This is a genomic window from Paraburkholderia atlantica, from assembly GCF_009362785.1.
Lineage (GTDB): Bacteria > Pseudomonadota > Gammaproteobacteria > Burkholderiales > Burkholderiaceae > Paraburkholderia > Paraburkholderia atlantica.
The window spans coordinates 139743-157509 of the sequence record NZ_WHNQ01000009.1; the positions used below are offsets into that span (position 1 = coordinate 139743).

General features: G+C 63.5%; 17 protein-coding genes. 4 read left to right on the forward strand and 13 right to left on the reverse strand.

The window, feature by feature from the left end:
• Positions 1–6: 6 nt before the first annotated feature.
• Positions 7–1068 (reverse strand): dihydroorotase, encoded by a 1062-nt coding sequence (pyrC, locus tag GCT19_RS15700; RefSeq protein ID WP_018437697.1) that lies wholly within the window; start codon positions 1066–1068, stop codon positions 7–9.
• A gap of 163 nt (positions 1069–1231) precedes the next feature.
• Between pyrC and GCT19_RS15705 the strand changes: the two genes are divergently transcribed.
• Complete coding sequence (locus GCT19_RS15705; RefSeq protein ID WP_084598445.1) at positions 1232–2191, forward strand: class II glutamine amidotransferase; 960 nt, start codon at positions 1232–1234, stop codon at positions 2189–2191.
• A gap of 101 nt (positions 2192–2292) precedes the next feature.
• Here GCT19_RS15705 and GCT19_RS15710 read toward each other — a convergent pair whose 3' ends face one another.
• The 6 genes from GCT19_RS15710 to GCT19_RS15735 all read right to left on the reverse strand — a co-directional run bounded on the left by GCT19_RS15710 (position 2293) and on the right by GCT19_RS15735 (position 8142).
• Positions 2293–3018: an amino acid ABC transporter ATP-binding protein gene (locus GCT19_RS15710; RefSeq protein WP_013090513.1), complete on the reverse strand. Its 726-nt coding sequence runs from the start codon at positions 3016–3018 to the stop codon at positions 2293–2295.
• A complete protein-coding gene (gltK, locus tag GCT19_RS15715) occupies positions 3015–3692 on the reverse strand; it encodes a glutamate/aspartate ABC transporter permease GltK (RefSeq protein ID WP_018437695.1) in 678 nt (225 codons plus the stop codon). Before gltK ends, GCT19_RS15710 begins: the two co-directional genes overlap by 4 nt.
• Positions 3692–4432, reverse strand: coding sequence for an amino acid ABC transporter permease (locus GCT19_RS15720; protein ID WP_152852468.1), 741 nt, complete (start codon positions 4430–4432; stop codon positions 3692–3694). Before GCT19_RS15720 ends, gltK begins: the two co-directional genes overlap by 1 nt.
• Before the next feature lie 91 nt (positions 4433–4523).
• Positions 4524–5417, reverse strand: coding sequence for a glutamate/aspartate ABC transporter substrate-binding protein (locus tag GCT19_RS15725; RefSeq protein WP_013090516.1), 894 nt, complete (start codon positions 5415–5417; stop codon positions 4524–4526).
• A gap of 283 nt (positions 5418–5700) precedes the next feature.
• Positions 5701–7023, reverse strand: a complete 1323-nt coding sequence (locus GCT19_RS15730) for a Glu/Leu/Phe/Val family dehydrogenase (protein WP_018437693.1) — start codon at positions 7021–7023, stop codon at positions 5701–5703.
• A 162-nt stretch (positions 7024–7185) separates the two neighbouring features.
• Positions 7186–8142 carry a LysR family transcriptional regulator gene (locus GCT19_RS15735; RefSeq protein WP_152852469.1) on the reverse strand — a complete coding sequence of 319 codons (957 nt, stop codon included), beginning with the start codon at positions 8140–8142 and terminating at the stop codon, positions 7186–7188.
• 186 nt (positions 8143–8328) lie between these two features.
• Here GCT19_RS15735 and purB point away from each other — a divergent pair, with 186 nt between their 5' ends.
• The gene (gene purB, locus GCT19_RS15740) at positions 8329–9717 is read left to right on the forward strand and encodes an adenylosuccinate lyase (RefSeq protein ID WP_018437691.1); all 1389 of its coding nucleotides are present in this window, start codon (positions 8329–8331) and stop codon (positions 9715–9717) included.
• A gap of 95 nt (positions 9718–9812) precedes the next feature.
• Here purB and GCT19_RS15745 read toward each other — a convergent pair whose 3' ends face one another.
• Together GCT19_RS15745 and GCT19_RS15750 are read right to left on the reverse strand one after the other, a co-directional pair.
• Entirely contained in the window at positions 9813–10307 is a 495-nt protein-coding gene (locus tag GCT19_RS15745; protein ID WP_013090520.1) for a gluconokinase, read from the reverse strand.
• Between the two features lie 10 nt (positions 10308–10317).
• Positions 10318–11703, reverse strand: coding sequence for a GntP family permease (locus GCT19_RS15750; RefSeq protein WP_013090521.1), 1386 nt, complete (start codon positions 11701–11703; stop codon positions 10318–10320).
• On the opposite strand from GCT19_RS15750, the gene GCT19_RS15755 reads away from it, so the two are divergent.
• Entirely contained in the window at positions 11702–11890 is a 189-nt protein-coding gene (locus tag GCT19_RS15755) for a hypothetical protein (RefSeq protein WP_026229119.1), read from the forward strand. The two genes, GCT19_RS15750 and GCT19_RS15755, sit on opposite strands and share 2 nt — an antisense overlap.
• Before the next feature lie 66 nt (positions 11891–11956).
• On the opposite strand, the gene eda is transcribed toward GCT19_RS15755, so the two are convergent.
• Together eda and edd are read right to left on the reverse strand one after the other, a co-directional pair.
• A complete protein-coding gene (gene eda, locus GCT19_RS15760) occupies positions 11957–12598 on the reverse strand; it encodes a bifunctional 4-hydroxy-2-oxoglutarate aldolase/2-dehydro-3-deoxy-phosphogluconate aldolase (RefSeq protein ID WP_152852470.1) in 642 nt (213 codons plus the stop codon).
• 2 nt (positions 12599–12600) lie between these two features.
• Positions 12601–14565, reverse strand: a complete 1965-nt coding sequence (edd, locus tag GCT19_RS15765) for a phosphogluconate dehydratase (protein ID WP_152852471.1) — start codon at positions 14563–14565, stop codon at positions 12601–12603.
• 299 nt (positions 14566–14864) lie between these two features.
• Here edd and GCT19_RS15770 point away from each other — a divergent pair, with 299 nt between their 5' ends.
• Entirely contained in the window at positions 14865–15710 is an 846-nt protein-coding gene (locus GCT19_RS15770; protein WP_152852472.1) for a MurR/RpiR family transcriptional regulator, read from the forward strand.
• 113 nt (positions 15711–15823) lie between these two features.
• Here the strand turns inward: GCT19_RS15770 and GCT19_RS15775 are convergent, their stop codons facing one another.
• The gene (locus tag GCT19_RS15775) at positions 15824–16240 is read right to left on the reverse strand and encodes a CopD family protein (RefSeq protein ID WP_013090525.1); all 417 of its coding nucleotides are present in this window, start codon (positions 16238–16240) and stop codon (positions 15824–15826) included.
• A 62-nt stretch (positions 16241–16302) separates the two neighbouring features.
• Entirely contained in the window at positions 16303–17574 is a 1272-nt protein-coding gene (locus GCT19_RS15780; protein WP_152852473.1) for a glutamate-5-semialdehyde dehydrogenase, read from the reverse strand.
• Positions 17575–17767 lie beyond the last annotated feature (193 nt).

Here is a 17767-nt window from a genome sequence, read left to right on the forward strand (position 1 = left end):
GCAGCCTCAAACGAGACGCCAGCCAATCGATTCGCCGCCGCGCAGCGGCACGACCGGCGTATCGCCAGCCGGCAGTTCGGCCGGCAGCGTCCATTCCTCGCGACGCAGCGTGACCTTCTCCGTATTGCGCGGCAGACGGTAGAAGTCCGGGCCGTGGAAGCTCGCGAAGCCTTCGAGCTTGTCGAGCGCGCCGGCCTTGTCGAATGCCTCGGTGTAGAGCTCGAGCGCGTGCAGCGCGGTATAGCAGCCCGCGCAGCCGCACGCGTGCTCCTTCAGCCCCTTCGGATGCGGCGCGCTGTCGGTGCCGAGGAAGAAGCGCGGATCGCCCGAGGTCGCCGCCTCGACCAGCGCAACGCGATGCGTCTCGCGCTTGAGCACCGGCAGGCAGTAATAATGCGGACGGATGCCGCCCTGGAAAATCGCGTTGCGGTTGTACAGCAGATGGTGCGCGGTGATCGTCGCGCCAAGCAGTTCCGGCGCGACGCCCGCTTCGCGGACGTAATCGGCCGCGTCCTTTGTCGTGATGTGCTCGAACACGACCTTCAACGCCGGAAACGCGCGGCGCAGCGGCATCATCACGCGATCGATGAAGACCTTCTCGCGGTCGAACAGATCGATGTCCGAATCCGTCACCTCGCCGTGCACGAGCAGCGGCATGCCGACTTCCTGCATCACTTCCAGCGTCTTCGCGCACTTCATCAGATCGGTGACGCCCGCGTCGGAGTTCGTCGTCGCGCCCGCCGGGTACAGCTTCACGCCGTGCACGAAGCCGCTCTCGCGCGCGCGGCGGATTTCGTCGGGCGGCGTGTTGTCGGTCAGGTACAGCGTCATCAGCGGCTCGAATTTCGCGCCCTCGGGAATCGCGGCGATGATGCGCTCGCGATACGCCTTCGCCATCTCGGTCGTCGTGACCGGCGGCTTCAGGTTCGGCATGATGATCGCGCGACCGAACTGGCGTGCAGTGTCAGGCAGCACGGCCGCGAGCATCGCGCCGTCGCGCACATGCAGGTGCCAGTCGTCCGGACGGACCAGCGTGACGGAGTCGGGGGAAACGTTGGAAGCAGTCATGGCAGGAATACGAGACTTCGCGCGCCACGCTGATCGACCGGTCAAACCGCGTTGTAGCGGCCCAAACACGTGTCAATTTTGCTATTTGGCGTCTTCGGCTCGGTGATATGCTTGGAAAATCATCATTGTAACGGCTCGCTCCGTTCACAGGCTCACCTGCAACATGTGCCAACTTCTCGGAATGAATTGCGCCGCGCCGACGGACGTCACGTTCTCCTTTACCGGCTTTGCGGCTCGCGGCGGCGTCACCGATCACCACGCCGACGGCTGGGGCATCGCCTTCTTTGAAGACAAGGCCTGCCGCCTGTTCATCGATCATCAATCGTCGGCCACGTCGCCGATCGCCGAGATGGTCAAGCGCTACCCGATCAAATCGAAAAACACGATCGCGCACATCCGCAAGGCGACCCAAGGGCACATCCTGCTCGAAAACTGCCACCCGTTCATGCGCGAACTGTGGGGGCGTCACTGGATCTTCGCGCATAACGGCGATCTTCAGGCTTACGCGCCGGAGTTGAACGGCGTGTATCAGCCGGTGGGCACGACCGACAGCGAACTGTCGTTCTGCGCGCTGCTGCAAGGATTGCGCAAGGCTTTTCCGGGCACACAGCAGCCGCCGCTTGACGAGCTGTTCGCCGTGCTCGAAGCGCTCACGCGTGAAATCACGCAGTACGGCGTGTTCAACTTCCTGATGTCGAACGGCCAGGCGCTGTTCGCGCATTGCTCGACGCATCTGCATTACCTCGTGCGCCACTGGCCGTTTTCGACCGCGCATCTGGTCGACGCGGACGTATCGATCGATTTCGCCAAATACACGACGCCGGAAGACCGCGTCGCCGTCATCGCGACCAAGCCGCTGACCGACAACGAAGTGTGGACTGCGTTCAAGCCCGGCGATCTGCTGATGTTCCGGCATGGCGAAGTGATCGGCCAGGCCAATATCCCGGTGCCGGACTCGGTGCTCGAAAAACTGCGCAATCCCACGCTCGATGCATCCGCATCGGCCACGACGATCGCGGCATCGAACGGCGCGCACGCAGTGGGCACGCGCGAAACCACACTTTCGCCCGACAGCGAAACCGATCTCGAAGCCGCAGATGATGCGGCGGCGTTCGAGTCATGAGCCGCTGACGTCGCCCTCAGCCAGGCAACAAAAAGCCGCTCCACGGAGCGGCTTTTTTCATCCGCACGCAAGCCTCGGCAACGAGGCCTGCGCGGCGAATCTCAGTGCAGGATCTTCGCGAGAAAGTCCTTCGCGCGATCGGATTTCGGATTCGCGAAGAAGTCTTCCTTGCGGTCGTCTTCGACGATCAAGCCCTTGTCCATGAAGATCACGCGATGCGCGACCTTCTTCGCGAAGCCCATTTCGTGCGTCACGCACATCATCGTCATGCCTTCCTGCGCGAGTTCGACCATCACATCGAGCACTTCGTTGATCATTTCCGGGTCGAGCGCCGAAGTCGGCTCGTCGAACAGCATCGCGATCGGGTCCATGGACAGCGCTCGCGCAATCGCCACGCGCTGCTGCTGACCACCGGACAGCTGCCCAGGATACTTGTCCGCATGCGCGCGCAGACCCACGCGATCGAGCAGCTTCAGGCCCTTCGCGGTCGCCTCGTCGTTCGAACGGCCGAGCACCTTGATCTGCGCGAGCGTCAGATTCTGCACGATCGACAGATGCGGGAACAGCTCGAAGTGCTGGAACACCATGCCGACCTTCGAGCGCAGCTTCGACAAATTGGTTTTCTTGTCGGTCAGCGACTGGCCGTTGATGACGATCTCGCCCTTCTGGAACGGCTCGAGGCCGTTGACGGTCTTGATCAGCGTGGACTTGCCCGAGCCGGACGGCCCGCACACCACGACCACTTCGCCCTTTTTGACTTCCGTCGTGCAGTCGGTCAGCACCTGGAAATGGCCGTACCACTTCGAAACATTCTTGATAGAGATCATCTTGCGACCTTTTTCTGAAGACCTTTGACGAGGCTCGACGCGATCACACAGATCACGAAATAAACCGCACCCGCGAACAGTACCATCTCGACATTCGTGCCGTCACGATCGCCAATATTTGTGGCCGTGCGGAAGAAGTCGGCGAGGCTGATCACGTACACGAGCGATGTATCCTGAAACAGCACGATACCTTGCGTGAGCAGCAGCGGCACCATCGCGCGAAACGCCTGGGGCAGCACGATCAGACGCATTGACTGCCCATAGGTCATGCCGAGCGCGAACGCCGCGTTGACCTGGCCGCGCGGCACCGCCTGAATGCCGGCGCGGATGATCTCCGAATAGTACGCGGCCTCGAACAGCGAGAACGCGACCATCGCCGAGGCGAGCCGGATGTCGATGTCGGCCGACAAACCGAGCACGCTTTGCAGCACCTGCGGCACGATCAGGAAGAACCACAGCAGCACCATCACGAGCGGGATCGAACGGAAGAGCGTCACGTAGCCCTTCGCGAACCATTCGAGCGGCTTGATCGACGACAGTCGAAACATCGCGAGAATGGTGCCCCAGATGATGCCGAACACGATCGCGATCAGCGTGATCTTGAACGTGATGATTGCGCCGGTCCACAGCGTAGGCAGCGCGCCCGGAATACCGCTCCAGTCGAAATGATGCATCACTTGCCTCCGATATAGCCGGGCAACCGGGTCTTCGCTTCGACCCAGCGCATCAGTAGCATTACGACCAGATTGATCAGCATGTACGCGACCGTGACAGCGATGAACGACTCATAAGTTTGCGACGTATAGTCGACCAGCTGGCGCGCCTGCGCGGACAGATCGAGCAGACCGATCGTCGAGGCAACCGCGGAGTTCTTGAAGATGTTCAGAAACTCGGAGGTGAGCGGCGGCACGATGATCCGGTATGCGACCGGCAGCAGCACGTAGCGATACGTCTGCCATTGCGTGAAGCCCACCGCGAGACCGGCCGCGCGCTGGCCGCGCGGCAACGCGTTGATGCCCGAGCGCACCTGCTCGCACACCCGCGCGGCGGTGAAGAGGCCCAGACACACGATCGACGCCGAGAAAAACTGCGCGCTCGGCGGCAATTGCTTGAACCAGGTGCCGATCGACACGGGCAGCAGCTCCGGTATCACCAGATACCAGATGAAGAACTGCACGATCAGCGGAATGTTACGGAAAACCGCGACGTAGACGGTGCCGACGCCCGACGCCCATTTGTTCGGCACCGTGCGCAGCACACCGAACAGCGAGCCGACGATCAGCGCGATCACCCATGCCGACAGCGACACGGTGACCGTCACCCACAGCCCCGAGAGCAGCCAGCCCAGGTAGGTGGTCGGCTCGCCCGTGGAGACGGGACTCAGCAGAATGCCCCAGTTCCAGTGATATGACATGACCAAGACTCCGGCAAAAAGAAACGGAAGAAGCGCGTGGCCCCTTCCGTTCCGTTCAGCGTTTCGAAAGTGTCGAAAAAGCAGCTAGGGTTTAGTCGATTGCCTTGTCGTTCGGGTTCTTGAACAGCGCGCGCATGTCGTCGCTCATCGGGAAGTTCAGGTTCAGGCCCTTCGGCGGGATCGGCGATTCGAACCAGCGCTTGTAGATCGTTTCGCCTTCGCTCGACAATTGGACCTTCGCGATCGCGTCGTCGGCGACCTTCTTGAAGTCGGCGTCGTTCTTGCGCAGCATGCAGCCGTAAGCCTCACGCGATTGCGGCGTGCCGACGATCACGAAATCGTTCGGGTTGCTCGACTTGGCGCGCTCGCCAGCGAGCAGCGCGTCGTCCATCATGAACGCGGCTGCACGGCCCGTCGACAGCGTCAGGAACGACTCGCCGTGATCCTTCGCGCTGATGATGTTCATGCCCATGTTCTTGTCCTGGTTCATTTTGCGAAGCAGGCGCTCGGACGTGGTGCCGGCGGTCGTCACGACCGTCTTGCCCTTCAGATCCGGGAAGTCCTTGATGCCCGAATCTTTCTTGGTCATCAGACGCGTGCCGATCACGAAGATCGTGTTCGTGAACGCAGCCTGTTGCTGGCGCTCGAGGTTATTCGTGGTGGAGCCGCACTCGATGTCGACCGTGCCGTTCTGCACGAGCGGAATACGGTTCTGCGACGTGACCGGCACGAGCTTCACCTTCAGGTTCGGCATGTTCAGCTTCTGCTTGACGGCCTCGACGATCTTCACCGCGTAATCCTGCGAGTAGCCGATCACGTTCTGCTTGTCGTCGTAATACGAGAACGGGATCGACGATTCCCGATGACCCAGCGAAATGACGCCAGTATCCTTGATCTTTTTCAGCGTCCCCGAGTCTTGCGCATGCGCGCCAACCGTAAACAATCCGAGAGTGGCGAGCAACAGCGCAGCTTTTTTAACCTTCATCTTGATCTCCTTGGCAAGAACCGGCGCCAGTGTAACAAAGTAATTTTTCTGAAAGTATGCCTATTAACCATGCTGTTGCGCGCACGCCGCGATGGGCCCGGGGCGCGGTCGCACAGCCGTTTCGCACATACGAGAAGGCGGGCGGCATCGATAGGATGCCGCCCGCCGGTCAAACACGCCGTCTTGTGGACCGCGCTGATGCACAAAATTTCGACGGTTTCGCCTCCCGGCCCGGATACCGGGCCGTGTCACCGCCGCTTCCAACAAGATAGGACAGGGTCCATCAGGGATACAAGCCGCGCATCTCGCGCGCCTGCAAAATCCGCTTGCACGCGACGATGAACGCCGCCGTGCGCACCGACACGCCCTGCTCGCTCGACACCTGCCACACCGCCGCGAACGCTTCGCGCATCACGCGCTCGAGGCGCTCGTTGATCTCGTCCTCGGTCCAGAAGAAGCTCGAAAAGTCCTGCACCCATTCGAAATATGACACTGTCACACCACCCGCATTCGCGACCACGTCCGGGATCACGAGGATGCCGCGATCGTGCAGGATGTCGTCGGCGGCCGTGGTGGTCGGGCCGTTTGCGCCCTCGACGATGATCCTGGTCTTGATCTTGCCTGCGTTCTTTTCGGTGATCTGGTTTTCCAGCGCCGCCGGAATCAGGATGTCCGATTCGACGGTCCAGAACTCATCGGCGGTGATCGCGTCGGCTTCGGGGAATCCGCCGACGCCGCCCTTCTTCGCGACGTAATCGAGCAGCGCGACCGCGTCGATGCCGGTGGACTTGTACACAGAGCCGGTGTGGTCCTGCACCGCGACAACCTTGGCGCCCGCCTCCTGGAACAGACGCGCGGCGATGCCGCCGACGTTGCCGAAGCCCTGCACCGCGATTCGCGCGCCTTCGATGTCGAAGCCGATGCGGCGAGCCGCTTCGCAGCCCACCACGAACACGCCGCGGCCGGTCGCCTCGCGGCGGCCGAGCGAGCCGCCGAGCGTGATCGGCTTGCCGGTCACGACGCCGGTGGCCGTCTGGCCCTGATTCATCGAGTACGTGTCCATCATCCACGCCATGATCTGCTCGTTCGTGTTCACGTCCGGCGCGGGGATGTCAGTATTCGGTCCGATGATGATGCCGATCTCGCTCGTGTAGCGGCGTGTCACGCGCTCGAGCTCGCCCCGCGACAGCGTGCGCGGATCGACGCGGATGCCACCCTTCGCGCCGCCGTACGGCACGTTCACCGCCGCGTTCTTCACCGACATCCACGCGGACAGCGCCATCACTTCGGAGAGCGTAACGTCCTGGTGATAACGCACGCCGCCCTTGCCCGGACCGCGCGACACGTTGTGCTGCACGCGATAGCCCTCGAAGTGCGCAACCGTGCCGTTATCGAGTTCGATGGGCACGTCGACGACGAGAATGCGCTTCGGGCGCTTGAGGGTTTCGAGCCAGCGGGACAGCGAACCGAGATACGGCGCGACGCGGTCGACCTGGCGCAGATAGTTGCCCCAAGGGCCGAGGTCTTCTTTATTGAGGTAGGAGGGAACGGACTGCAACGTTGAGGCGGCTTGTGCCGATTCTGCGGCTTGTTGCTGGGATGACATGAACGCTCCGGCGTTTGATCGAGTACGGGCATTGTGGAAAAACGCCGTATTGAAATCCAATGCCGTTTCCTTATCCAGTTATGTTTTTCTTGCATAACGTTCGGAAAGCCGCAATTTCACGTCGCCGCGACGCAGGTCCGAACTCGACTTTTATGCCGCGTTTCAGGCGGCGCTCTGCCGGAGCTCCTCCGACACCACGTCCCACAACTGCCGCACGAGGATCTGGCGTGAGTCGTCGCTTTTCGCGGCAAGTTTGTCGCGGTACAGGCGAATCTCCATGCTGAGCGTCAGTTGCCCTTCGGGCGTGCCGCGGGTCGCCCGATCGAGGCGGATCAGCCGGCCGTCGGCCACCGCATCTTCGACCGCGCTATGCGGCAGAAACGCGATGCCGTGACCGGCGAGCGCCATCGCCTTGAGCCCCTCGGCCATGTCGGTTTCATAGAGTCGGTCGAGGTACAGGCGCTCCGGCGCGTTCGCGAGAATCACCTCGGTCATGCGCCCGAGGTATGCGTTCGGCGTGTACGACAGATACGGCGCGGGTGCGTCGGCCGAGCCCGGCAGCGTGTGACGCGGACGGCCCGCGCGGGCCGGCGCAGAGAACGGGCTGATCGGCTCGTGACCGAGCGTCAGCATGTCGTAGCGCGCCGGGTCGAGCGCGACTGGATGGCTCGGATGGTGGTAGCCCATCATCAGATCGCAGCCGCCCTCCACCAGCGACAGCGCCGCGTCGTGCACGTTCAGCGCACGCAGCCGCGTGTGAATCGGGCCCATCTGCGCCTCGATGCGCTGCAGCCAGCGCGGGAAGTATGTCAGCGACAGCGTGTGCGGCACTGCGAATTCGATCGTCGCTTGCGGCGTCGCCGTGTGGCCGCGCAACAGCGCGCGCGCCTCGTGGAATTGCGACAGCATCGCGAGCGCCTGCTCGTTGAACACCTGGCCGGCCGCCGTGAGCCGCGTCGGATAAACAGAACGGTCGATCAGTTCCGTGCCGAGCCACGCTTCCAGCGCCTGGATGCGGCGCGAGAAAGCCGGCTGCGTGACATGGCGCAGTTCGGCCGAGCGGCTGAAACTACGCGTTTCCGCGAGCGAAATGAAGTCTTCGAGCCATTTCAGTTCCATGCGAGTGCGTTTGCCGGCGAGAGGAAGAAGTCTGCATTCTAGCGGCGCGACGTGCGGCCGATGCATCCGGACGGGCGCATCGCATCACAGTGGTAAAATCCACGGTTCCCTCCGTTCCAGATCCGCTCGCTGAGCGCTCAGTGCCTTAACCCGCGCCTCAACCTGCGCCTCAACCCGGTCCTCATCATGTCCGACACCCGCCCCGACACCCTGTTCGCGCTGAACGCGCTCTCCCCGCTCGACGGCCGCTATGCCGCCAAAACCGAAGCCCTGCGCGACTGGCTTTCGGAAGCCGCCTTCATGCGCAATCGCGTGACGGTCGAAATCCACTGGCTGATCGCGCTGTCACGCGCCGGCTTTGCCGAAGTGCCGCGCTTCTCCGAGGCGTCCGAGCAGTTCCTGCTGCAACTGGCCGAGCGCTTCACCGCGCACGACGCCGCGCGCATCAAGGAAATCGAGCGCGTGACGAACCACGACGTGAAGGCCGTCGAATACTGGCTGAAGGAGTCGGTGAAGGGTCAGGAAGAACTGGAGCGCGCGAGCGAGTTCATCCACTTCGCGTGCACGTCGGAAGACATCAACAACACGTCGCACGGCCTGATGCTCGCCGGCGCGCGCGAACACGTGATCCTGCCGGCGCTGCGCTCGGTGCATCAACGCCTCGTCGCGCTCGCGCATGCGCAAGCCGCCCAGCCGATGCTGTCGCGCACGCACGGCCAGCCGGCCAGCCCGACCACGCTCGGCAAGGAAATCGCCAACGTCGCCGCGCGTCTCGCACGTGCGATCGAGCGCATCGCGAAGGTCGAGCTGCTCGGCAAGATGAACGGCGCGGTCGGCAACTTCAACGCGCACCTGTCCGCGTATCCGGAGTTCGACTGGGAAGCGTTCTCGAAGGACGTCGTCGAGAATCGCCTGAAGCTCACGTTCAATCCGTACACGATCCAGATCGAGCCGCACGACTACATGGCCGAGCTGTTCGACGCAATCTCGCGCGCAAACACGATCCTGTTGGATCTCGACCGCGACGTGTGGGGCTACATTGCGCTCGGTTACTTCAAGCAGCGCACCAAGGCCGGTGAAATCGGCTCGTCGACGATGCCGCACAAGGTCAACCCGATCGACTTCGAAAACTCCGAAGGCAACCTCGGCCTCGCGAACGCGACGCTGCGCCATCTCGCCGACAAGCTGCCGGTGTCGCGCTGGCAGCGCGACCTGACCGACTCGACGGTGCTGCGCAACATCGGCGTCGCGTTCGGCTACTCGCTGCTCGCGTACGACTCGCTGATCCGCGGCCTCGACAAGCTCGAAGTGAACGCGCAGCGTCTGAACGAAGACCTCGACAACTGCTGGGAAGTGCTGGCCGAGCCGGTGCAGACCGTGATGCGCCGTTACGGCATCGAGAACCCGTACGAACAGCTGAAGGAGCTCACGCGCGGCAAGGGCATCACGCGCGAGGCACTGCAGAGCTTCATCGGCAGCCTGGCGATTCCGCAGGACGCGAAGAACCGTCTGCTCGAAATGACGCCCGGCTCGTACATCGGCAAGGCCGTCGAACTGGCGAAGCGGATCGGCTGATCGGCTGGTCCAGCTTCCGCGCATAAAAAAGCCGCTCCGAGGAGCGGCTTTTTTTCGTCCCGCGTTCGAAGCTGGAACGCGGGGGAATCAAAGACTCAGCGCGCTTCGACCTGCTTGAGCACCTCGTCGACGATCTGCTCCGGCGTCAGATCGATGCTGACCGTGATCGCTTCGTCGTCACCCGGCTCCTCGAGCGTGTCGAGCTGGCTTTGCAGCAGCGACGGATCGAAGAAATGCCCGGTGCGATGACCGAGACGCTCCGCGAGCACCTCGCGCGAACCCTTCAGGTAGACGAAGCACACGTCCTTGTCGCCGGCACGCAGAATGTCGCGATACGAGCGCTTCAGCGACGAACACGTGAATACCGCCGTTTCGCCCGCCTTCTGCTTTTCCTCGATCGCCGCGCGGATCGTCTTCAGCCACGGCCAACGGTCTTCGTCGGTGAGCGGGATGCCGTGGTGCATCTTTTCCTTGTTCGCCGCGCTATGGAACGCGTCGCCGTCGGTGAACGCACAATGCAGGCGCTCGGCCAGCATTTCGCCAATCCTCGTCTTGCCGGCGCCCGACACGCCCATTGCGATCAGAATCATTTGAAACTCCTTACAGGACCGCCGCGAGTGCGAAGGTCAAGGCGAGCCCCATCACCGAAATGATGGTTTCGAGGAGCGACCACGTCTTGAAGGTCTGCACCACCGTCATGCCGAAATATTCCTTGATCAGCCAGAAGCCGCCGTCGTTCACGTGCGAGAAGATCAGCGAGCCCGAGCCGGTCGCGAGCACCATCAGTTCCGGTTTCACCTGCACCGCACCGGCCGCCGCGATCGGCGCGACGATGCCGCAGGCGGTCGTCATCGCGACGGTGGCCGAACCGGTCGCGAGACGGATCATCGCCGCGACGATCCAGCCGAACAGCAGCGGCGACAGATGCACCGCGGTCGCCACGTTGGTGATTTCCTTCGAAATGCCGCTATCCATCAGCACCCGACCAAAACCGCCGCCCGCACCGACGATCAGTGTAATACCCGCGATCGGCGCCAGACACTCGCCGCAGAACTTCTGGATCTGCTCGCGGTTAAAGCCGCGGCTCGCGCCGAAGGTCCAGAAGCTGACCAGCACGGCCGTCAGCAGCGCGACGTCGGTGTTGCCGAAGAAGCGCAGCAGATCGTTCGGCAGCGTCTTCGGTTCGAACACCAGGTCAGCCCAACTGCCGACCAGCATCAGAACCACCGGCAACAGGATCGTGGCCAGCGTGATGCCGAAGCCCGGCAGTTCGCGCTTCGGTGCGTCGGTTTTCACGCCGTTGCCGTTATTCGCGTCGTGACTGAGAAATTGGGCGGCAAGCGGATTTTCCTTCGGCAACTGGATATGGCGGCTCACCAGCAGCGCGAACAGCGGACCAGCGACGATCGCGCAGGGGATGCCGACGATCAGACCATAGGCGATCGTCTTGCCGATATCCGCGTGATACGCCTGCACGGCGAGCAGCGCGGCCGGGTGCGGCGGAATCAGCCCGTGCACGACGGACAGACCCGCGACCATCGGCAGGCCGACCAGCAGCAGCGATTTGTTGGTGCGCTTGGCAACGTTGAACGCAATCGGAATCAGCAGCACGAAACCGACTTCGAAGAACACCGGCAAGCCGACGATGATCGCGACGACCATCATCGCCCAGTGAATGTGTTTCTCACCGAACCAGTTGATCAGCGTGGTCGCGACGCGCTCGGCGCCGCCCGATTCGGCCATCATCTTGCCGAGCATCGTGCCGAGACCGACGACGATGGCTATGTGTCCGAGCGTGTTGCCGTTACCCGTTTCGAACGATTTGACGATGGTCTGCATCGGCATGCCGGCCACGAGGCCCAGCAGCAACGACACGATGATCAGAACGAGAAACGGATAGACCTTCAGGCGCGTGATCATGAAGATCAGCAACGCGATCGCGATTAACGCGTAGACCAGCAGCATGCTTCCGTGGGCAGATTCCATGAAGCCCCTCCTTAGGTTTATTGATTTCAGAGTGCGGATGCGGCCGGCACTTCGTCTCACGGCAATCTGCGCGATGCCTGAAACCCGGCTGACCGCGCGGACGCTGAATTTTACTGTTTGTTTCAAAAACGCGCGCAAATCCAGCACGCATATCAAGCAAAAAAAGAGTCTCGGCGCGACAGCCTGATGCGGCTGTATCGACGAGACTCCTGGGCCCGGTTCAGATAACCGATGCGCTGGTGTGTCGTGGGCCTTAGTGCGCGGGCGCCGCCAACTGGCTCGCGGCGCGCGCGAGGCGCGTCACCTCGTCCCAGTTCTGCGCGGAGAGCGCGGCCTTCGGCGTGAGCCACGAACCGCCGACGCAGACCACGTTCGGCAGCGACAGGAAGTGCGGCGCGCTTTCAGGCGTGATGCCGCCGGTCGGGCAGAACTTCAGTGCCGGGAACGGACCGTGGAATGCCTGCAGCATCGGCACGCCGCCCGCCTGCTGCGCGGGGAAGAACTTGACGATCTCGTAGCCGAGTTCGAGCGCGAGGATGATGTCCGATGGCGTCATCACGCCGGGCAGCAGCGGCAGACCCACGTCCTGCGCGGCCTGGTGCATCTCCTTGGTCAGACCCGGCGACACGCCGAACTGCGCGCCCGCCTTCTTCGCTTGCGCGCAATGCTCGGGCTTCGTGATCGTGCCGACACCGACCACGATGTCGTCGGCGAGCTCACACGCACGCTCGATCGCGCCGAGGCCCGCCGGCGTGCGCAGCGTGATTTCGAGCACCTTCACGCCGCCCGCGTGCAACGCGCGCGACACGTGTTCGCCCTGTTCGACCGTGTCGAACGCGAGCACCGGAATCACCGGGCCGAGGCGCACGATATCGCTTACTGTTTTCGACGTCATAGTCAGACTCCTTGTTTCTGCAGCGCCGCGCCGGCTTGGGCGGTGCTCGCGTGATGGTCGCTGGGTTGATGGGCGTGCTTGTCGGCGTGCTTGTGGTGACTGCCGTGGCCGTGCTGGCCGTCGAGCGCGCCGCCCTCGCCGATCAGCTTGCCGAACACCGACGCGCCCTGCTCCGCCGGCGCCGCCGCGGCGCGGAATACGCCGAACAGCTCGCGGCCGAAGCCGGCTTCGTTGTCCGCCTGATGCAGCGGCTCGGCGTTCGGACGCGCGGCCCATTCGGCTGCGTCGATCTCGATGTCGAGCACGCCCGCTTCGGCGTCGATGACCAGCATGTCGCCCGTGCGAACCTTGCCGAGCGGGCCCTGCAGCAACGCTTCCGGCGACACATGAATGACCGCCGGCACCTTGCCCGACGCGCCCGACATACGGCCGTCGGTCACCAGCGCGACATGGAAACCCTGATCCTGCAACACACCGAGCAGCGGCGTCAAACGATGCAGCTCGGGCATGCCGTTTGCGCGGGCGCCCTGGAAGCGCACCACCGCGATGAAGTCGCGCTTGAGCTCGCCCTTGTCGAACGCTTCCTGCACTGCCTCCTGCGAATCGAACACGATTGCCGGCGCCTTCACCTTGCGATGCTGCGCCGCGACCGCTGAAATCTTGATCACGCCGCGGCCGAGTTTGCCCTGCATCAGACGCAGGCCGCCGTCCGGCTGGAACGGCTCCTGGATGCCGCGCAGCACCGCGGTGTCCGCGCTCGCCTCGGCGCCCGCGACCCATTGCAGCTTGCCGTCGAGCAGCTTGGGCTCCTCGGTGTAGCGCTTCAGGCCCTTGCCCGCGACGGTGTTCACGTCTTCATGCAGTAGACCGCCTTCGAGCAGATTGCGCACGAGGAACGCGACGCCGCCCGCCGCGTGGAAGTGGTTCACGTCGGCCTTGCCGTTCGGATAGATCTTCGCGAGCAGCGGCACCGCCTGCGACAGCGTGTCGAAGTCGTCCCAGTCGATGATGATGCCGGCCGCGCGCGCGATCGCGACGAGGTGCAGCGTGTGATTGGTCGAGCCGCCGGTCGCCAGCAACGCGACGATGCCGTTGACGATCGCCTTCTCGTCGATCACGTGGCCGATCGGCATGTAGTGGCCGCGCTCGACCGTCAGATCGAGTACGCGGCGCGCGGCCTGGGCGGTCAGCGCGTCGCGCAGCGGCGTGTGCGGATGCACGAAGGCCGAGCCCGGCAGATGCAGGCCCATCACTTCCATCAGCATCTGGTTGCTGTTCGCGGTGCCGTAGAAGGTGCAGGTGCCATGGCTGTGATACGCGGCCGCTTCCGCTTCGAGCAGCGCTTCGCGGCCGCACTGGCCGGTCGCGAACTGCTGGCGCGTCTTGGCTTTGTCGTCGTTGGACAGGCCGCTCGTCATCGGGCCGGCCGGCACGAAAATGGTCGGCAGATGGCCGAATTGCAGCGCGCCGATCAACAGGCCCGGCACGATCTTGTCGCAGATGCCGAGGCACAGCGCCGCGTCGAACATGTTGTGGGTGAGCGCGACGGCCGTGCCCATCGCGATCACTTCGCGCGAGAACAGCGACAGCTCCATGCCCGCGTTGCCCTGCGTGATGCCATCGCACATCGCCGGCACGCCGCCCGCGAATTGCGCGACGCCGCCGTTTTCGCGCGCGGCCTGCTTGATGATGTCCGGGTAGTTTTTGTACGGCGCGTGCGCCGACAGCATCTCGTTGTACGACGACACGATGCCGATGTTCGGCTCGCGGATCTGTTTGATCACGAGCTTGTCGTTGCCTTCGAGACCGGCGAAACCGTGGGCCAGGTTCGCGCACGACAGCGCGCCGCGTGCCGGAAAGCGCCCCTGCGCGTGCTGGATGCGGGCCAGATACGCTTCACGCGTGGGCTTGCTGCGCTCGATCACGCGTTGCGTGACCTTCAACAATTGCGAATGCGGGGAAACCATCGGAGCTCCTTCGTCGCTGGCGGCAGGCGCACGCATGACACCAGGCGGTATCGCGGGGTTGTGATATCGAACGACGCCATATTAGTAGAAAAACTACATGCTCGCAATTACGAACGCTGTTGCGGTGCCGCATCGCGAGAATCGAGGAGTCGCCCAACTGGCGGCGTCTCAGCGCTTTGCAGCCGAAACCCAGGGAATACACTTACCCGCCGATATGTAGTTTTTGTACTTAGCTTTTTGTGCGCCAACGACCAATCGGATATAGTCCACACGTTCTTCAGCATAGTGCGAGTTTTCCGATGATGCTGTCCCAAGTGGAAGAGATGCGTGAACAGCTGCGCCCGTCCGAGCGCAAGCTGGCCGATTATGTGATCGAGGCGCCGCGCGAAGTGCTCGATCTGTCGATGACCGAGGTCGCCGCGCGCGCGGGCGTGAGTCAGCCGACGATCGCGCGCTTCTGCCATGCGCTCGGTTTTTCCGGCTTTCGCGAATTCAAGATCCGGCTCGCGCAGGGCATCGCCAGCGAAGTGCCCGCCGTCTATCGCGACGTGCGGCCCGACGAGCCGACACCGGGCGTCGCCGCGAAGGTGCTCGACCGGACGATCGGCGCGCTGATTCAGGTGCGCAACAATCTGTCGGCGGATAGCGTCGCGGCGGCGATCGACATGCTTGCGCAGGCGAAGCGCATCGAGTTCTATGGCGCGGGCGGCTCGGGCATCGCCGCGCTCGACGTGCAGCACAAGTTCTTCCGGCTCGGCATGCCGAGCGTCGCGTATTCGGACCCGCACACGTTTTTGATGTCGGCCGCGCTGCTCGGGCCGGGCGACGTAGTCGTCGCGATTTCCAACACGGGCCGCACGCGCGACATCATCGATGCCGCGAGGGCCGCGCTTAACGCGGGCGCGAAGGTGATCGCGATCACCCACGGCAACTCGCCGCTCGCGCGGCTCGCAACCGTGGGCCTCTTCGCAAACGTCGACGAAGACACCGACATCTTTTCGCCGATGACCTCGCGCGTATCGCATCTGGCGATCGGCGACATTCTGGCGGTCGGCGTCGCGTTGAGCCGCGGGCCCGAACTGGTGGAGAAGCTCGCGCAGACGAAGGAAGTGATTCACCGGCGGCGGGTGGACTCGCAGGGGTAATCCGGTCCGATAAAGAGCGGAACGACGGAGATAACGCAAAAGGGCGGTGTGCCATTCAACCGGCACACCGCCCTTTTGTCTTTTCCAGCGCCCTGCCGAACGCCGTCAGCCGCTCAGAACGGCTTGATCACCACCAGCGCGACCGCCGCGAGCATCCCGAGCACCGGCAGCTCGTTGAACATTCGATACCACTTGTCCGAGCGGCGATTTTCGCCGCGCTCGAATGTGCGCAGCAGCACGCCGCAATACGCGTGGTAGATGACGAGCAGCACGACCACGCCAACCTTCGCGTGAATCCAGCCCTGCCCGCTGCCGATGCCGATCACGAGCCACAACCACAAGCCGCACGCGATCGCTGGCACCGCGATGAAGCTCATGAAGCGGAACAGCTTGCGCGCCATCAGCAAAAGACGCGCCGTCGCCGCGGGTTCCGTTTCCATCGCCAGATTGACGAAGATGCGCGGCAGATAGAACAGGCCGGCAAACCAGGAGGCAATCAACACGATGTGAAACGTCTTTACCCAAAGCATCGGCGGGGTCCTTGTGGTCCTTGTTGTTGTGGTGTTCGTTTTTGCGGTGCTTCGATTCGTGCTTATTGACGACCTTCGCCGTGACCCAGCACGACGTATTTCAGTGACGTCAGCCCTTCGAGGCCGACCGGGCCGCGCGCGTGCAGCTTGTCGTTCGAAATGCCGATCTCGGCGCCGAGGCCGAACTCGAAGCCGTCCGCGAAACGCGTCGACGCATTGACCATCACGCTCGCCGAATCGACTTCGCGCAGGAAGCGCATCGCGCGGTCGTGGTCTTCGGTGACGATCGCATCGGTGTGCTGCGAGCTATACGTGTTGATGTGCTCTATCGCCGCGTCGATGCCGTCGACCACCTTGATCGCGAGCACCGGCGCCAGATATTCGGTGCGCCAGTCTTCCTCGGTCGCGTCGACGAGCGGGCCGACGCCCGCATCGGCCAGCACCGCGCGCGCCTCCGCATCGACGCGCAGCTCGACGTCCTTGCCGCGATACAGCTTGCCTAGCGGCGGCAACACTTCGGCCGCGATACCGCGCGCGACCAGCAGCGTTTCCATCGTGTTGCAGGTGCCGTAGCGGTGCGTCTTCGCGTTGTCGCAGACGTTGAGCGCCTTCGGCAGGTCCGCGCGATCGTCGACATAGACGTGGCAGATGCCGTCGAGGTGCTTGATCATCGGCACGCGCGCTTCGTTCATCAGACGCTCGATCAGGCTCTTGCCGCCGCGCGGCACGATCACGTCGACGTATTCGGTCATCGTGATCAGCTTGCCGACCGCCGCGCGGTCCGACGTCGCGACCACCTGCACCGCGTCCTGCGGCAGACCGGCTGCCTCGAGCCCTTCGCCGATCAGCTTCGCGAGCGCGGTATTGCATTCGAGCGCTTCCGAGCCGCCGCGCAGAATGGTCGCGTTGCCTGACTTCAGGCACAGCGCGGCGGCGTCGATCGTCACGTTCGGGCGGGATTCGTAGATGATGCCGATCACGCCGAGCGGCACACGCATCTGGCCGACCTGGATGCCGCTCGGCCGATACTTCAGATTGCTGATTTCGCCGATCGGATCGGCCAGCGCCGCGACCTGGCGCAGGCCTTCGACCATCGTCTTCAGCGCCTTGTCGGACAGCGTCAGACGGTCGATGAACGCGGCGTCGTGGCCCTTGCCGCGGGCGCGTTCGAGGTCGCGCGCGTTGGCGGCCTTCAGCAAATCGGCATCGCGCTCGATCGCCTCGGCAACCGCTGCAAGCGCCGCATTCTTCGCGGCGGTCGACGCCCGCGCCATCGCGCGCGAAGCCTGGCGAGCGCGTTGGCCGAGGTCGGTCATGTACTGGTCGATATCCATGGTCATTCTCGTGATGCCCGCACGTTGGCGTGCGGTGGTCGGGCAAGATTAGCGAAAGATCAAACGATTGTAAGTCGGGTACCGGGGCTTTGCTCGCGAGGGGCAGCGGGTGCGCTGTGCTGTCGCGGGCTTGCCGATGCGTTGCGTCGAGCGTGTGGCACGCGAAACACGGTGGTCTGCATGCGAAGCGACT

Excerpts from the sequence above, each read along its gene's own strand:
- pyrC (WP_018437697.1), bottom strand. The coding sequence starts at position 1,068 with ATGACTGCTTCCAACGTTTCCCCCGACTCCGTCACGCTGGTCCGTCCG.
- GCT19_RS15705 (WP_084598445.1), top strand. The coding sequence starts at position 1,232 with ATGTGCCAACTTCTCGGAATGAATTGCGCCGCGCCGACGGACGTCACG.
- GCT19_RS15710 (WP_013090513.1), bottom strand. The coding sequence starts at position 3,018 with ATGATCTCTATCAAGAATGTTTCGAAGTGGTACGGCCATTTCCAGGTG.
- gltK (WP_018437695.1), bottom strand. The coding sequence starts at position 3,692 with ATGCATCATTTCGACTGGAGCGGTATTCCGGGCGCGCTGCCTACGCTG.
- GCT19_RS15720 (WP_152852468.1), bottom strand. The coding sequence starts at position 4,432 with ATGTCATATCACTGGAACTGGGGCATTCTGCTGAGTCCCGTCTCCACG.
- GCT19_RS15725 (WP_013090516.1), bottom strand. The coding sequence starts at position 5,417 with ATGAAGGTTAAAAAAGCTGCGCTGTTGCTCGCCACTCTCGGATTGTTT.
- GCT19_RS15730 (WP_018437693.1), bottom strand. The coding sequence starts at position 7,023 with ATGTCATCCCAGCAACAAGCCGCAGAATCGGCACAAGCCGCCTCAACG.
- GCT19_RS15735 (WP_152852469.1), bottom strand. The coding sequence starts at position 8,142 with ATGGAACTGAAATGGCTCGAAGACTTCATTTCGCTCGCGGAAACGCGT.
- purB (WP_018437691.1), top strand. The coding sequence starts at position 8,329 with ATGTCCGACACCCGCCCCGACACCCTGTTCGCGCTGAACGCGCTCTCC.
- GCT19_RS15745 (WP_013090520.1), bottom strand. The coding sequence starts at position 10,307 with ATGATTCTGATCGCAATGGGCGTGTCGGGCGCCGGCAAGACGAGGATT.
- GCT19_RS15755 (WP_026229119.1), top strand. The coding sequence starts at position 11,702 with ATGAAGCCCCTCCTTAGGTTTATTGATTTCAGAGTGCGGATGCGGCCG.
- GCT19_RS15750 (WP_013090521.1), bottom strand. The coding sequence starts at position 11,703 with ATGGAATCTGCCCACGGAAGCATGCTGCTGGTCTACGCGTTAATCGCG.
- eda (WP_152852470.1), bottom strand. The coding sequence starts at position 12,598 with ATGACGTCGAAAACAGTAAGCGATATCGTGCGCCTCGGCCCGGTGATT.
- edd (WP_152852471.1), bottom strand. The coding sequence starts at position 14,565 with ATGGTTTCCCCGCATTCGCAATTGTTGAAGGTCACGCAACGCGTGATC.
- GCT19_RS15770 (WP_152852472.1), top strand. The coding sequence starts at position 14,865 with ATGATGCTGTCCCAAGTGGAAGAGATGCGTGAACAGCTGCGCCCGTCC.
- GCT19_RS15775 (WP_013090525.1), bottom strand. The coding sequence starts at position 16,240 with ATGCTTTGGGTAAAGACGTTTCACATCGTGTTGATTGCCTCCTGGTTT.
- GCT19_RS15780 (WP_152852473.1), bottom strand. The coding sequence starts at position 17,574 with ATGGATATCGACCAGTACATGACCGACCTCGGCCAACGCGCTCGCCAG.